The sequence below is a fragment of the Amycolatopsis minnesotensis genome, from assembly GCF_039529815.1.
GTDB classification, from domain to species: Bacteria; Actinomycetota; Actinomycetes; order Mycobacteriales; family Pseudonocardiaceae; genus Amycolatopsis; species Amycolatopsis minnesotensis.
The window spans coordinates 125775-139345 of sequence record NZ_BAAANN010000007.1 but is presented as its reverse complement, the minus strand read 5'-3'; the positions used below and the strand labels follow the sequence as shown (position 1 = coordinate 139345).

Sequence of the window (13571 nt, the reverse complement as noted above, 5' to 3'; positions counted from 1 at the left end):
ATACCCGCGGGTGGATCACCTCAAAACCGGCAGCGGACCAGGTGGCTCATGTTGCGCACGAACGCGATCCGGCTCAGCACCTTGAGCGACCAGCGCGCGGCGGCGGAGAACCGGTCGATGGTCTCCGGGCCGGCGAGGTCGATCGCGCTCACCGCGTCGACCACGGTCAGCCCGAGGCCCTCCAGTTCGGCGGGCCCGCTCAGGCCCCAGCGCAGCGTCGCGCCGGAGCGGCGGACCGGCGTGTTGATCTTCTGGGTCGCGATCGAGGCCCTGCTGAACACGTCGAAGGCCATCTCGCCGGACGGGAAGCGCTCGACCAGCGCCCGCAGCAGCGCGCGGCCCTTCGCCGGGTCGAGGTACATGGTCAGGCCCTCGGCGACGACGAGCGCGGGCCAGTCCGCGGGGACTTCGCCGAGCCAGCCGAGATCGGTGACGGAGCTGCCGATCATCCGGTAGCCGTCGCGGGCGGGGTAGAGCCGCTCCCGCAGCTCGACGGTCTCCGGGTAGTCGACGTCGAACCAGCGGACCGCCGGGGGCGGGTCCATCCGATAGACGCGCGTGTCCATCCCGCAGCCGAGGTGGAGCACGGTCGCGGCCGGGTTCGCGTCGAGGAACTCCCTGGTCCAGGCGTCGAGCGCGGCGGCGCGCGCGGCGACCGACAGTGCCGCGTCGGTGTTCATCCCGAACCTGCGCCAGTCGTAGTCGATCTTGTCGACGGCTTCGGCCGCGGCGTGGTCGCCGAGGATCGGCCGGTCGAGCCTGGCGTCCACCGCGCGCCCGTACAAGGTGGCGAGCATGGTCGCCTTCTCCTCGGTGAAGTGCACCTTTTCCATCCGACGGCCCCCGCGCTGAGAACTTTTCACAACTTTGTGAAAAGTTTAGCGGAAACGGGGTCACCCGCGCGCGCGGTAGGCCCTGGTCTTCATCCGGTTGCCGCAGCCCGCGGTCGAGCACCAGCGCGCGTTGCGGGGCTTGGAGTGGTCGTAGAAGACCCACTGGCAGTCCGGCGCGCCGCAGGTCTTCATGCGCGCCCACGAGCCGTCCGCCGTCGCGATCACGACGCTGGCCAGCAGCTCTTCCAGCCGTCCGCGCAGGCCGGTGTCGATCGGCGCGAGGCCGTCGACGCGGGCCTTGAGCGGGAGTTCGGCGCCGAGCGCGTCGAACTCGGCGGGTCTCGCGGCTGTTCCGTCGCGGTTCGCTTCGGTCAGCCCGCGCAGCGCGGTCCGCAGGCGCACGGCGAGCGCCGCTTCGTCGTCGGTGTGCTCGCCGAGCCAGTCCGGCAGGTCGTCGCTCGTGCTCCGGCCACCGAACGAGCGCGCGTCCAGCGTGTTGACGAAATCGAAGACGGGGACGAGCGGCGCGGGCACCCGGTGGAACTCCGCGGCCGCTGGACGGCCCTGTTCCCAAGCCATGGCGACACCACCTAACGGTTTTACTATACACTGACACCGGTAAACTCGTTAGCTAGTGTTTGGGGATGAAAAAATGCACGCCAAGAACGCGATCGTCACGGGCGCGAGCAAGGGGATCGGCCTCGCGGTGGTGGAGGCGCTCGTCGCCGACGGGTACCGCGTCGTCGCAGGCGCCCGCACGGTTCCGGAGGAGCTGACGGCGCTGACCCCGCTCGCGATCCCGGTCGACCTGACCACGGCCGAGGGCAACGAGCGCCTCGTGGAGTACGCGGAGGCCGAACTCGGCGGGATCGACCTGCTGGTCAACAACGTCGGCGGTACCGCGCTCGCGGACGGCTTCCTCTCGGCCACCGACGAGGACTGGGCGCACACGCTGGACCTCACGCTGATGAGCACGGTCCGCGCCACCCGCGCCGCGCTGCCCGGCCTCATCGAACGCCGCGGCAGCGTGGTGAACATCGGCTCGGTGAACTCGCGGCTCGCGGTGCCGCACCTGGTCGCCTACTCGGCGGCCAAGGCGGCGCTGGCGAGCCTCGGCAAGTCGCTCGCCGAGGAGTTCGGCGCGCGGGGCGTGCGCGTGAACACCATCTCGCCCGGACCGGTCCGGACCACGGTGTGGACCGAACCGGGCAGCAACGGCGAGGAACTGGCGCGCCGGGCTGGCCTGACGCTGGCGGAGTTCGTCGACCGGATCCCCGAGCTGACCGGACTGTCCACAGGGGACATGACCGAACCGTCCGAAGTGGCCGCACTGGTGGTGTTCCTCGCGTCGCGGCAGGCGCCGAACATCAGCGGCTCGGACTTCGTGATCGACGGCGGGATGCTGAAGGAGATCTAGTCCGGAATGTCCTCTTCGGACAGACCGCGGCGAAGCTCGGTGAGGCTCCTGGCGAGCAGCCGCGAAACGTGCATCTGCGAGACGCCGATCCGCTCGGCGATCTGGGTCTGCGTGAGGTTGTGCACGAACCGCAGTGCGAGGATCTTCCGTTCGCGATCGGGCAGCGCCGCGACCAGCGGCTCCAGCGCGCCGCTGTTCTCCACCCCGGTCAGCCCGGCGTCCTCGGCGCCGAGCAGGTCGCCGAGCGCGGCGCTGTCCGAGTCGGCCGTGAGCACCTCGTCCAGCGAGGTGGAGTTGTAGGCGTTGCCCGCTTCGAGTCCTTCGTAGACATCGTCCTTGCTGATGCCGAGGTGCTCGGCCAGTTCGCTCGGCGTCGGGGCCCTGCCGAGTTCCTGGGAGAGCTTCGTGCTCGCGTTGGACAGGGAAAGGTGGAGTTCCTTGAGTCTTCGGGGGACGCGCACCAGCCACCCGGTGTCGCGGAAGTGCCTGCGCACCTCACCCATCACGGTGGGCACCGCGAAGGACAGGAAGTCCGCGCCGCGCTCGGCGTCGAAGCGGTCGACCGCGTTGATCAGGCCGACGGTGCCGACCTGGACGAGGTCCTCCTTGGCGACACCGCGGCCGGAAAACCGCTGCGCGATGTGCTCGGCGAGCGGGAGGTGCCCGGTGACCAGCTTGTCGCGGATCCGCGCCCGGCGCGGGTCGTCCGCTTCGAGCGAGGCGAGTTCGGTGAACAGCGGCCGAAGGTGCTCGTATTCGTGGGACGAGGTGGGATACCGCGTGCCGGTTTCGCTCACGGCGTGGCCACCGGCTTCCGCTTGGAGAGCTGGATGTGCATCAGGTTGCCCTGCCCGTTCGCGGCGATCCAGCCGGTGGCGGAGTCGGTGAGCGTGGTCAGCACGCGCCAGCCGAACGTGCCGGTGCTGGGTGCCTGCTGCTCGCGGGTGAGCACCCGGCCGGTGAAGCGCAGTTCGTCGTCCGCCAGCGTGAACGTGCACACCATGGTCGATTCCGGTGCCGCCTTGGTGATCAGCGTGGAGGCCGCTTCGTCCACAGCGAGCCGCAGATCCGCGATGGCGTCGAGGTCGAAGTCGGCCCGTGTCGCGATCGTGGAAGCGAGACCGCGGATGATCGGGAGCTGCACGAGGTCCGCCGGGAGCCGAAGCTCTATGTCGTGGGAGCCCTTGCCGGTTCCATCTGTCACGTCAACCCGCCGATCAGCGCCCGAGCGCCTGCTGGAGTTCCTTTTTGGTCATCGTGGACCGGCCGTTGATGCCTCGCTTCTTGGCGTCGTTGTAGAGCTGCTCCTTCGTCGGGCCACCGGGCCCCTTGCGGTTCCCGGCGCGCTCGCCGCCCCGCTGCTGCGGTGACTTGTCCTTGACCGAGGTCCTGCTGGCCCGCGCGGACTCGCCGCTGCGCGCGCGGTTCTTGTTGACCGTCCGCGCGGCGATCTCCTCGGCCCTGCCCTCACCGGCGCCACGGTCCTTCTGCGACGCCTTGACGTGTTCGTACTGGCGCTCTCGCTTGTCGTTCCATGCTTGCTGGGGCATCTCGCACCTCCTTCAGCACGGGATACCCGCTCCGGCCATGGTCAAACCGGGCCGAACAGGGGTGTTCCGGCGCCGCGCCGCTGCTCGAACGCGGTTTTGGCGAATCCCGGACCCGGCTCAGCGAATTCTGTCTGACCAACCACAACCGCTACGCGTGAAGTGTCCACAGTGCTTAAGGTGCGCAGCGTGACGTGGTGGCATGCGGTGCTGATCGGACTGGCCGGCGTGTGGGCGGGCACCATCAACGCGGTGGTGGGATCGGGCACGCTGGTGACCTTCCCGGTGCTGGTGGCGCTCGGGTACCCGCCGGTCACCGCGACCACCTCGAACGCGATCGGGCTGGCCCCCGGCACGGTCACCGGGGCGTACGGCTACCGGCACGAGCTTGCCGGGCTGTGGCCGCGGGTGGCGAGGTACGCGGTCGCGTCGTTCCTCGGCGCGATCGGCGGCACGATCCTGCTGCTGTCCCTGCCCAAGGACGCCTTCGAAGCGATCGTGCCGGTGCTGGTGGGGCTCGCGGTGGTGCTGGTGATCGTCCAGCCGAAGGTCGGCGGCTGGGTGACGAAGCGGCGCGAGGCGAACGGGACGCCGCAGTCGCACGGCGGCCCGCTGCTGCTGTTCCTGATCTTCCTGATCGGCATCTACGGCGGCTACTTCACCGCCGCGCAGGGCGTGATGCTGGTCGCCGTGATGGGCATGCTGCTCAGCGACACGCTCCAGCAGCTCAACGGCATCAAGAACGTGCTCTCGGCGGTGGTGAACCTGGTCGCCGGGACGATCTACGCGTTCACCGCGCCGGTGGACTGGGCGGTCGTCGGCCTGCTCGCGCTCGGCTCGACGCTCGGTGGCTTGCTCGGCGCGAAGATCGGCCGGAAGCTTTCGCCCACCGTGCTGCGCGCGCTCATCGTCGTCGTCGGCGTCGCCGCCGTGATCCAGTTGATCCTGCGGTAGTTCCGGGTACCGGCTCCAGCCCGGGAGCCCTCCCGGAAGGGAGCCGTACCGTCGCGGCCCATGACGAGAATCGGCAAAGCCCTCGCGACCGTCGCCGCAGCCGCGCTCCTGGCCGTCACCGGCGCCGCCACCGCCGCTGCCACGACCGCTGCCACGACCGTGACGCCACCGGGAACCTGGATGTCGTTCATCGCCTACGGTTCGGGACCGAGCCAGGAGGCGGCGAGGGACAACGGCATCTACTACGTCCAGATCCAGGTGCCGTCCAACGGCTACGACTGGGCCACGCAATGCCAGGTCGACTCCGTCAACTACACCATGCTCACGCCCGAGCCGTACCTGTCCTGGCAGGCCTACGTCGCCGCCCACTGCCTGAACTGACCGCCGCGCCCCGGTATCAGGCCCGTATGCCCTGAAGGATGCTCCTATAGAGGTCAAGGTGAGGTCCGCTGCGCATGCCCTGAAGGTGCCCTTCGGGGAATCTGACGCCGCGAAGGTCACCTTCAGGGCATGCGCTGGGATTTCGCCGCCCGCGCCTCTTCCCCCCGTCCGCGCCCAGGCCCCTGCAGGGGCCTTCAGGGATGTGCATGCCGCGGATGCGGCCTTCACCGGGGCTGCTCCGCTCCAGGGCGCATGCCCTGAAGGTGCCCTTGAGGGAATCTGACGCCGCGAAGGTCACCTTCAGGGCATCAGCACCACCACGCCGCCCGCCGTGAGGGGCGAGATCGCGGCGTCAGATTCCCCGAAGGCGCCCTTCACGGACCAAGGCCCCGACGGCTCCACGCATCCGCCACCCACCTCACCGGAACCGACGCGCACACATCACTGTGACTTTCGGGGACTCAGATGCCCCGAAGGTCACCTTCGGGGCGCTGCAGGGTGGTGAGGAGGGCGCGCCAGGCGGGGGCGGAGGCGGCGAGCTGGCCGGAGGCGGGGGCCTTGGAGTCGCGGATCGCGGTACCGGTGGCGTGCTTGGCGACTTCGACGCAGCCGCCGTTGCCGCCGCCGCTGTGGCTGCTCTTGTTCCAGACGAGCGCGACTTCTACGCAGCCGCCGTTGTCGCCGCCGCTGTAGCTGCTCTTACGCCAGACCAGTCCGCGGTTGTCCACTGGAGGCATCCTTCGCGTAGTTGTACTCGCTTGCCAACCTGGCAAGCCACTCTCGGGATTCTCCTCCATCCAATGCGAATTCGGCCACTCTGGACAAGCGCTGGCGATACACATCGAGGTCTTCGGACTTCTCCAGGAACAGGCTCGCAGTCTGGTTTTCGACATACACCACGGGTCGATGTTCGGCGAACCGCATCAGCTGGAAGGTATGGCCGAGAACCCCGCTCGGGCAAGCGGCCTCGGGCACCACCCGGATGGTGCAGTGATCGAAAGAGCTGATCAGCAGGAGATGCATCACTTGGTCATGCATCAGTGCTGCGGGAACAACCTGGGCACGCAAAGTCTGCTCTGGCAGGTAGAACGTGAACGCGGGGGCATCCGGTTGCCGAAGCCGCTTTTGGCGTGCCATGCGCGCTCGGACCCGCATCTCGATACCGGCGTCATCGAATCGGCCGGTCCATCCGAACAGTGCTCGTGCGTAGTCCTTGATCTGCAACAAGCCCGGAACGACCTGCGGTTCGAAGGAGATGATCGAGGTCGCCAGGTTCTCTTGCGCGATCAGTGAGCGCAGCTCGTCCGGCAACCGTTCCTGGTGCGGTCGCAGCCGATATCCGTCGTCGCTTTCCCGCAAGACCTCCAGCAGCTCCACGACCTCCTTCCTCGGCGTGCCGCAGTTCGCCAGGAACATGGTCAGGTCCAGCTCGGCCACACCCCGGTGGCCGCTTTCCATCCGCGAGACCTTGCTGGCCGAGCAGTCCAGCCGCCCGGCCAGCTCCGCCGCCGTCAGGTTCGCCCGTTCACGGGCGTTCCGCAGCGCTTCGCCGATCTCGCGCTTGTGCGCCGATGAGTTCCGTTTCCGCACCATGCGGCCAAAAGTAGGCCGCCGCCATACCGGAAGGACACAGCGCCACGGCCGGATCATCCCAACGGGCGTGGCCGTGACACCTGGTCAAGCGTCGCGAAAGGCGCGAGCCGCGTCGAGGAAGGTGTCGTTCTCCGAAGGCGTCCCGATCGTCACTCGCGCGCCTTCGCCCGCGAAGGGGCGTACGACGAGTTTGCGGTCGAGCATGAACTCCGCGAACTCCACGGTGCGCTCGCCGAGCGGGAACCACACGAAGTTCGCTTGCGTTTCCGGGATCTCGTAACCCAGTTCGACCAGTGCCGCGCGCACGCGGTCGCGTTCCGCGGTGATTTCGGTGCAGCGCGCCAGAAGCTCGTCCTCCGCGTCCAGCGAGGCCACCGCCGCCGCCTGCGCGACCGCGTTGACGCTGAACGGGGTGAACACCTTCCGCAGCGCGACCACGACGTCCTCCGGCGCCACCGCGTACCCGACGCGCAGGCCCGCGAGCCCGTACGCCTTCGAGAAAGTCCGCAACACCGCCACATTGGGGAATTCGCGTGCGAACTCCATGCCGTCCGGCACTTCCGGGTCGGTGACGAATTCGAAGTACGCCTCGTCGAGCACCACCAGGACGTGCGGCGGGACCTTCGACAGGAACTCCCGCAGCGCTTCGCGGTGGAGCACGGTGCCGGTGGGGTTGTTGGGGTTGCAGACGTAGAGCACCTTCGTGCGCGGTGTGACCGCGGCGAGCAGCGCGCCGAGGTCGTGCGTGTGCGAGGCGTCGAGCGGTGCGGTGACCACGCGCGCGTTCGCGACCTGCGTGGTGATCGGGTACGCCTCGAACGAGCGCCACGCGAAGAGCACTTCGTCACCGGGCTCGCACAGCGACTGCACGAGCTGCTGGCACAGCGAAACCGAGCCGCAGCCGACCGCGATCCGGTCGGCGGGCACGCCGAGCTTCTCCGAAAGCCGGTTCACCAGCGTCCACGCGCCGCTGTCCGGGTAGCGGTTCGCTTGCGCGGCCGCGTCGGCGATGGCCGAGAGCACACTCGGCAGCGGTCCGCCGGGCACCTCGTTGCTGGCGAGCTTGATCGCTCCAGGAATCGAGCGTCCCGGCTTGTAACCGGGCAGCGACACCAGATCGGGTCGAGTGGTGACGGACATGCTCAGCGCTCCTCGTCAATCGGGGCCGGTAAGGCCAACCTGAAAGGTATACGCCTTGTCGAGTCCCGTGCCCGTGACTTTCGTCGTGAACCTTCGTGAGCCGAACTCCTTCTCCTGTTCACTCTGCGGTGGTTGAGTGTGTACATGACGCAGACCCACACCGATGACTACGAGCGTTCGGACGGCCGCGCGATCCGCCTGACCTACGCCGAGCCGGACGGCTCGGTGCGGGGTGGTCTCGTCGTCCTGCACGAAGGCGACGGCGTGACCGACGGCGTCCGATTGCTTGTCGCGAGCCTCGCCGACGAGGGCTGGCTCGCCGTCACGCCGCATTTTTCCGGCGAGAACCTGACCCGCGACGACGTGCTCGGCGCGACCGACATCACGCTCGCCTGGCTCGTCGACCACGGTGTGCAGGCCGATCTGCTCGGGGTGGTCGGCTTCGACCTCGGCGGCACGGCCGCGCTCGTGGTGGCCTCCAACCGCAGGCTCGGCGCCGCGGTGAGCGTCGGCGGCCAGGCCGCGGGTGAACTGCCGGTGCTCGTCGACATCGCGGGCAAGCTCACCAGCCCGTGGCTGGGCATCTACGGCGACGCCGGTGACGAAAGCGGCGGCGAAGAGGTCGAACAGCTCCGCGAGGCCGCGGCCCACTCCGGCGCGGTGACGAACGTGGTGCGCTATCCCGGCGCCAACCACCGGTTCGACGCGGATCCCGAAGCCGCCGTGGAAGCCTGGCAGCGCACGCTGAACTGGTTCGACGCGCACCTCCGCTGAGGCGGGCCATGGCCCGGCTCCGGTGACATCCCCGAAGCGCTCACGGAGATGTCTACAATGGACGCTCATTCGGCGTGCGGCGGCTGGCAGGCGAATCGAATCCGTCGAGGCGACGCCGCTGACCGACTACGCCCCGGCGTAACGCTTGACGCGATCGAACCGCTCTTACCCGGGGAGGCTTCGTGGCGCGCTGTCACCACGAGACTTACCCGATCGGTTCGTGGTGGTGAGTGCGGTGCCGCGCACGCTCAACGGTAGAAAGTGTGAGGTACCGGTTAAGAAGATCCTGTCCGGGGTAGCACCCGAACGGGCCGTGAGCAGGGACGCGCTGGCCGATCCCGGCTCGCCGGCGCCGTTCGTCGAGCTGGTGCCGCCGGGATGGGCACACAGGGGAATTGCGGGGCACATGATCTTGCTGAAGTACAGGTGAGCGGGGAGGCAAGGACAGAGCTGCGCTGGGCGCTGACCGGGAAGGTGCCCGTGGTGGCCATCACCTGGGTCGCCAGGCTGGCCGGGCTGGCCGCGGTCGTCTCGGTACTGGTGCCCATCGGGCGGCGGAACCTGCGCGGGCACATCGCCGAGTGGCTGGAGCTGCCGCAGGACGCGACGACGGCCGCCGCCGCGGTGGTGCTGGTCACCGGCGTGCTGCTGGTGCTGCTCGCGGCCGGGCTGCGGCGGCGCAAGCGGCGCGCGTGGCAGCTCGCGGTGGCCACCTGCGTGCTGCTGTCGGTGTCGCACATCGGTCTCAAGCACGCCGCGGGCGCGGGCATCGTTTCGGCCGCCCTGCTGGTCGCGCTGCTGCTCACGCGGCGGCACTTCGTGGCGCTGCCCGACCCGGTGACGGGCCGCTGGCGCGCGGTACGGGTCTTCGTCCAGCTCCTGCTGGCCGGGCTGGTGATCAACTTCGTGCTGCTGTCCGCGTCCTCGCATTCGGTCGTCGAGCCGATGTCGTTCCGCGACAAGCTGGTCCACTCCGCGCTCGCGCTGGCCGGGGTGAGCGGGCCCGCGGTGTTCCACCAGGACTGGCTGGACACCCTGACCGCCGCCGTCGGGCTGCTGTTCGGGCTCGGCGCGGTGCTGGTCGCCGCGTACTTCCTGCTGCGCTCCGCCGAGCCGGCGCCGAACCTGCCGGACTCCGACGTCGAGCGGCTGCGCGAGCTGATCGACGCGCACGGCGAACGGGACTCGCTCGGCTACTTCGCGCTGCGCCCCGACAAGTTCGCGGTGTTCTCCCGCTCGGGGAAGGCGGCGCTGACCTACCGGCCGATCGCCGGGGTCGCGGTGTGCTCCGCGGACCCCCTCGGCGACAGCGAAGCGTGGCCAGGGGCGATCGAGGAGTACCTGGAGGTGTGCCGCCGGCACGGCTGGGTGCCCGCCGTGCTGGGCTGCTCCGAGCTGGGCGCCACGGTGTGGGCGCGGTTCGGCCTCGACGTGCTGGAGATCGGCGACGAGGCCATCGTGGACACGGAGACGTTCACCCTGGACGGGCGCATCATGCGGGGCGTCCGCCAGGCCGTCTCGCGGACGAAGCGCGCCGGGTACAAGGTGCTCGTGCGAAAGGCCGAGGAGCTGACGCACGAGGAGATGTCCGAGCTGGCCGCGCTGGCGGCGAACTGGCGGGGCACCGACACCGAACGCGGCTTCGCGATGGCGCTCGGCCGGATCGGGGACGCGGGCTCGGTGCTGGTCACCGCCGAGCAGGGCGGGCGCGTGCGCGGCCTGCTCCAGTTCGTGCCGTGGGGTGAGCACGGCCTGTCACTGGACGTGATGCGCCGTGATCGTGCCGCGGACAACGGCGTGAACGAGCTGATGATCTCGGAACTGCTCACCGCGGCGAAGGACCATGGGATTCGTCACGTTTCGCTGAACTTCGCCGCCTTCCGGGCCGTGCTCGAACAGGGCAGGCGCATCGGCGCCGGCCCGGTGGCGCGGCTGACCGCGAACGTCATCGGCTTCTTCTCGAAGTGGATCCAGATCGAGACCCTGTACCGCTTCAACGCCAAGTTCCAGCCGCGCTGGCTGCCGCGCTACCTCGTCTACCCCGGCGTGCGTGAGCTGCCGAGAGTCGGCCTCGCGGTCTTCGAAGCCGAAGGACTCGGCGGGCGCTCCCCGCGCCTGCTCAAGGTGCTGCACCGCTGAGGGAGGGGGGTGCTTTGCCCGGCCTGGAAGACCCTGTGTAATCTGTCTCGGCAGTGGTCGTTGGGCCTGGGAGGCTTCGCCTAGTCTGGTCTATGGCGCCGCACTGCTAATGCGGTTGGGGGTAACCCCCCCTCCCGGGTTCAAATCCCGGAGCCTCCGCCGGTGCTCGACTCGCTCGAGCACCACCGTCGACTCCGGTCGGCGACAACTGAACACTGCGCCCGTAGCTCAACGGATAGAGCATCTGACTACGGATCAGAAGGTTAGGGGTTCGAATCCCTTCGGGCGCACGTCTGGTTGAGACAGCGGAAACCCCCTGCATGCAGGGGGTTTCTTCTTTTTGAGTCTCGGCGCACTGAGCGCGGGGCGCGGCTCGTTGCGACCTTGGTGCCCCGGAGTGTTCGGATTCCCCGAAGGGCGCCTTCGGGGAATCCGACGCCCCAATCTCGCCCTTCGCGGCGCGCGGCGTGGTGATGCTGGTGCCGTGAAGGTGCCGTTCACGGCACCAGATTTCCCTCAAGGGCACCTTCAGGGCAGGTACCCCGGAGCAAGGTGGGCCCACGAAGGCCGCATTCACGCCCCTGAAGACCCCTTTCGAGGCGCCAGCACGGAAACGAGAAGAGGCGCGAGCTGCGATATCCCAGCAGATGCCCTGACAGGCGCCCTCGGAGAAGGCGCGGCGGACCTCGCCTCGACCTCTGCGGAAGCGTCCTTCAGGGCATGAACGGCCCTGGCCGCACGTTCGCGAAGGGAAGAAAAGTGGCGTCAGAGTCCCCGAAGGTCACAGTGATGATGTGTGCGCGTTGATTCTGGTGAGGTGGGTGGCGGATGCGTGGAGCCGCCCGGGGGCTTGGTCCGTGAAGGGCGCCTTCGGGGAATCTGACGCCGCGATCTCGCCCCTCGCGGCGTGCGGCGTGGTGGTGCTGATGCCCTGAAGGTGACCTTCGCGGCGTCAGATTCCCTCAAGGGCACCTTCAGGGCATGCGCCCTGGAGCGGGAGCAGCCCCGGTGAAAGGCCGCATCCGCGGCATGCACATCCCTGAAGGCCCCTGCAGGGGCCTTCAGCGCGGACGGGGGAAGAGGCGCGGGCGGCGAAATCCCAGCGCATGCCCTGAAGGTGACCTTCGCGGCGTCAGATTCCCTCAAGGGCACCTTCAGGGCATGCGCCCTGGAGCGGGAGCAGCCCCGGTGAAGGCCGCATCCGCGGCATGCACATCCCTGAAGGCGCCTGCAGGGGCCTTCAGCGCGGACGGGGGAAGAGGCGCGGGCGGCGAAATCCCAGCGCATGCCCTGAAGGTGCCCTTCGCGGCGTCAGATTCCCCGAAGGGCACCTTCAGGGCATGCGCAGCGGACCTCACCTCGGCCTCTATAGGAGCATCCTTCAGGGACCACGCGCACGCCTCCACCGCCCCTCGCTGGAATCGACGCGCGCACAGCACCACCGCGTCCTTCGGGGCGCGACCGTCGTGGAACCTGGTCATACCGTCCATTTTGGACGTCCATTGAGGACGAATCAACGACGGCGCTTCGCGAGGCCGGTGTGGGCGAGACCGCGGGCGAGGAGGTCGAAGGCCGCCTCTGTTTCGGTGACGGCGGTTTCGTGCACGTCGTCGGCGCGTTCGCCCGCGAGCATGCGCTGGGTGTTGCGCGTGCCCAGTGCCCGCAGGACCGCGGTCGTCTGGTGCGCGGCGGTGTAGGGGACGATGTCGTCGTCGGCGGTGCCCAGTGCGGAGGCGAAGGCGGCGGTCAGGGTCGCCTCTTGGCTGGCGGCCTGCGCGCTCACCCGCATCATGAGCGTGGGGGTGTCGAACACCATTTTGATGAACGCCAGGAAGTTCTCGCTGTCGGAAAGGCCGGTGCTCGGGTCGTGCGCGGCGAGGCCGGCGAGGTAGTGCTCCCGCAGCGCGTCGAGCGGGGCCTGTTTCGCCTGGCGTTCGGCGATCACGCGCGCGTATTCGCCGGCGTGGTCGGCGATGTGGTGCATGACGAGGTCTTCCTTGGCGGGGAAGTAGTTGAAGACCGTCATCTTCGAGACGTCCGCCGCTTCGGCGACTTCGGCGACCGAGACGGCGTCGAAACCCGACTCCAGGAACATCCGCAGCGCGACGCCCGCCACCGTTTCCCGCGTGCGCAGCTTCTTGCGCTCACGCAACCCGAGCTTCTCCGTCACCCGCCGAGCCTAACAGCCTGACCAGCGCAGTCTTGTTAGGACGATGCGGTTCTGGAAGGCTCGGCGGATGGGGTTCTCGGCATTTCCGGCCACCGCGGCGTGGCGGCACCAGGGTCTTCGCGACGGGTTCGAGGTCGTCCACTTCCACCGGCTCGGCGACGGGTGGCGGTTCACCGGATGCACTACGGCCGTCGAGGAGGGGCAGACCTGGATCGTCGGCTACACGATCACCGTCGACGCGAAGTGGGCGACGCGGCGGGCCGAGGTTCGCGGGCACTCCGCGACGCGGGTGCTCGAAGCGGACGGGGCGGGCCGCTGGACTGTCGACGGCGCGTACGTGCCAGAGCTCGACGGCTGCCTCGACGTGGACCTGGAGTCCTCCGCGGTGACGAACACGCTGCCGGTGCACCGCCTCGCCCTCGCCGACGGTGCCACGGCCGAGGCCCCGGCCGCCTACGTCCGCGCGCGGGACCTCGGTGTGACGACGCTCGCGCAGACCTACCGCGCCGACGGGCTGAGCTACGACTACCGCGCGCCCGCCTTCGACTTCGAATGCCGCCTGAGCTACGACGAATCGGGCCTGGTGCTGGACTATCCCGGAATCGCCGTGCGCGCCGCGTGAC

The 13571-nt window shown here is 69.0% G+C and carries 15 protein-coding genes, 2 tRNA genes and 1 pseudogene; 9 read left to right on the top strand and 9 right to left on the bottom strand.

Translation table 11 applies throughout. The annotated features are described in order from the left end of the window. Window positions 1-20: 20 nt before the first annotated feature. Entirely contained in the window at window positions 21-833 is an 813-nt protein-coding gene (locus tag ABD256_RS10965; protein WP_344416379.1) for a class I SAM-dependent methyltransferase, read from the bottom strand. Between the two features lie 60 nt (window positions 834-893). Continuing rightward, window positions 894-1412 carry a CGNR zinc finger domain-containing protein gene (locus ABD256_RS10960; RefSeq protein WP_344416376.1) on the bottom strand — a complete coding sequence of 173 codons (519 nt, stop codon included), beginning with the start codon at window positions 1410-1412 and terminating at the stop codon, window positions 894-896. Between the two features lie 73 nt (window positions 1413-1485). On the opposite strand from ABD256_RS10960, the gene ABD256_RS10955 reads away from it, so the two are divergent. Beyond that, window positions 1486-2250 (top strand): SDR family oxidoreductase, encoded by a 765-nt coding sequence (locus tag ABD256_RS10955; RefSeq protein ID WP_344416374.1) that lies wholly within the window; start codon window positions 1486-1488, stop codon window positions 2248-2250. On the opposite strand, the gene ABD256_RS10950 is transcribed toward ABD256_RS10955, so the two are convergent. The 3 genes from ABD256_RS10950 to ABD256_RS10940 are packed head-to-tail and all read right to left on the bottom strand — an operon-like array spanning window position 2247 to window position 3800. Further along, window positions 2247-3047, bottom strand: coding sequence for a SigB/SigF/SigG family RNA polymerase sigma factor (locus tag ABD256_RS10950; RefSeq protein ID WP_344416371.1), 801 nt, complete (start codon window positions 3045-3047; stop codon window positions 2247-2249). The two genes, ABD256_RS10955 and ABD256_RS10950, sit on opposite strands and share 4 nt — an antisense overlap. Next, complete coding sequence (locus ABD256_RS10945) at window positions 3044-3454, bottom strand: ATP-binding protein (RefSeq protein ID WP_344416369.1); 411 nt, start codon at window positions 3452-3454, stop codon at window positions 3044-3046. The genes ABD256_RS10950 and ABD256_RS10945 overlap by 4 nt, the downstream gene beginning before the upstream one ends. Window positions 3455-3467: 13 nt before the next feature. Beyond that, the gene (locus ABD256_RS10940; RefSeq protein ID WP_344416367.1) at window positions 3468-3800 is read right to left on the bottom strand and encodes a plasmid stabilization protein; all 333 of its coding nucleotides are present in this window, start codon (window positions 3798-3800) and stop codon (window positions 3468-3470) included. 186 nt (window positions 3801-3986) lie between these two features. On the opposite strand from ABD256_RS10940, the gene ABD256_RS10935 reads away from it, so the two are divergent. Then, window positions 3987-4751, top strand: a complete 765-nt coding sequence (locus tag ABD256_RS10935) for a sulfite exporter TauE/SafE family protein (RefSeq protein ID WP_344416364.1) — start codon at window positions 3987-3989, stop codon at window positions 4749-4751. Window positions 4752-4811: 60 nt separating this feature from the next. Next, the gene (locus ABD256_RS10930; RefSeq protein WP_344416362.1) at window positions 4812-5132 is read left to right on the top strand and encodes a hypothetical protein; all 321 of its coding nucleotides are present in this window, start codon (window positions 4812-4814) and stop codon (window positions 5130-5132) included. Between the two features lie 461 nt (window positions 5133-5593). Here the strand turns inward: ABD256_RS10930 and ABD256_RS10925 are convergent, their stop codons facing one another. The 3 genes from ABD256_RS10925 to hisC form a co-directional block, all read right to left on the bottom strand. Further along, entirely contained in the window at window positions 5594-5869 is a 276-nt protein-coding gene (locus ABD256_RS10925; protein ID WP_425546429.1) for a DUF397 domain-containing protein, read from the bottom strand. Next, the gene (locus tag ABD256_RS10920; RefSeq protein WP_344416357.1) at window positions 5832-6725 is read right to left on the bottom strand and encodes a helix-turn-helix domain-containing protein; all 894 of its coding nucleotides are present in this window, start codon (window positions 6723-6725) and stop codon (window positions 5832-5834) included. The genes ABD256_RS10925 and ABD256_RS10920 overlap by 38 nt, the downstream gene beginning before the upstream one ends. 84 nt (window positions 6726-6809) lie before the next feature. Next, window positions 6810-7865, bottom strand: coding sequence for a histidinol-phosphate transaminase (gene hisC / locus ABD256_RS10915; RefSeq protein ID WP_344416355.1), 1056 nt, complete (start codon window positions 7863-7865; stop codon window positions 6810-6812). Window positions 7866-8009: 144 nt separating this feature from the next. Here hisC and ABD256_RS10910 point away from each other — a divergent pair, with 144 nt between their 5' ends. The 5 genes and pseudogenes from ABD256_RS10910 (at window position 8010) to ABD256_RS10890 (ending at window position 11068) form a co-directional block, all read left to right on the top strand. Continuing rightward, entirely contained in the window at window positions 8010-8639 is a 630-nt protein-coding gene (locus ABD256_RS10910; RefSeq protein ID WP_344416353.1) for a dienelactone hydrolase family protein, read from the top strand. A gap of 126 nt (window positions 8640-8765) precedes the next feature. Further along, window positions 8766-9069, top strand: a pseudogene (locus ABD256_RS10905) (hypothetical protein); the annotation flags it as partial. A gap of 32 nt (window positions 9070-9101) precedes the next feature. Then, window positions 9102-10778 carry a phosphatidylglycerol lysyltransferase domain-containing protein gene (locus ABD256_RS10900; protein WP_425546436.1) on the top strand — a complete coding sequence of 559 codons (1677 nt, stop codon included), beginning with the start codon at window positions 9102-9104 and terminating at the stop codon, window positions 10776-10778. Between the two features lie 69 nt (window positions 10779-10847). Further along, window positions 10848-10937, top strand: a tRNA-Ser gene (locus tag ABD256_RS10895). A 58-nt stretch (window positions 10938-10995) separates the two neighbouring features. Continuing rightward, window positions 10996-11068, top strand: a tRNA-Arg gene (locus ABD256_RS10890). Between the two features lie 1223 nt (window positions 11069-12291). Here the strand turns inward: ABD256_RS10890 and ABD256_RS10885 are convergent. Next, on the bottom strand, window positions 12292-12948 hold the full coding sequence (locus tag ABD256_RS10885; RefSeq protein ID WP_344416349.1) for a TetR family transcriptional regulator: 657 nt from the start codon (window positions 12946-12948) through the stop codon (window positions 12292-12294). A 43-nt stretch (window positions 12949-12991) separates the two neighbouring features. Here ABD256_RS10885 and ABD256_RS10880 point away from each other — a divergent pair, with 43 nt between their 5' ends. Then, window positions 12992-13570, top strand: coding sequence for a putative glycolipid-binding domain-containing protein (locus ABD256_RS10880; protein WP_344416347.1), 579 nt, complete (start codon window positions 12992-12994; stop codon window positions 13568-13570). Window position 13571 lies beyond the last annotated feature (1 nt).

Bases quoted from the DNA above. Each gene is read 5' to 3' on its own strand.
- ABD256_RS10965 (WP_344416379.1), bottom strand. From the start codon at position 833: ATGGAAAAGGTGCACTTCACCGAGGAGAAGGCGACCATGCTCGCCACC.
- ABD256_RS10960 (WP_344416376.1), bottom strand. From the start codon at position 1,412: ATGGCTTGGGAACAGGGCCGTCCAGCGGCCGCGGAGTTCCACCGGGTG.
- ABD256_RS10955 (WP_344416374.1), top strand. From the start codon at position 1,486: ATGCACGCCAAGAACGCGATCGTCACGGGCGCGAGCAAGGGGATCGGC.
- ABD256_RS10940 (WP_344416367.1), bottom strand. From the start codon at position 3,800: ATGCCCCAGCAAGCATGGAACGACAAGCGAGAGCGCCAGTACGAACAC.
- ABD256_RS10930 (WP_344416362.1), top strand. From the start codon at position 4,812: ATGACGAGAATCGGCAAAGCCCTCGCGACCGTCGCCGCAGCCGCGCTC.
- ABD256_RS10925 (WP_425546429.1), bottom strand. From the start codon at position 5,869: ATGCCTCCAGTGGACAACCGCGGACTGGTCTGGCGTAAGAGCAGCTAC.
- ABD256_RS10920 (WP_344416357.1), bottom strand. From the start codon at position 6,725: ATGGTGCGGAAACGGAACTCATCGGCGCACAAGCGCGAGATCGGCGAA.
- hisC (WP_344416355.1), bottom strand. From the start codon at position 7,865: ATGTCCGTCACCACTCGACCCGATCTGGTGTCGCTGCCCGGTTACAAG.
- ABD256_RS10910 (WP_344416353.1), top strand. From the start codon at position 8,010: ATGACGCAGACCCACACCGATGACTACGAGCGTTCGGACGGCCGCGCG.
- ABD256_RS10880 (WP_344416347.1), top strand. From the start codon at position 12,992: ATGCGGTTCTGGAAGGCTCGGCGGATGGGGTTCTCGGCATTTCCGGCC.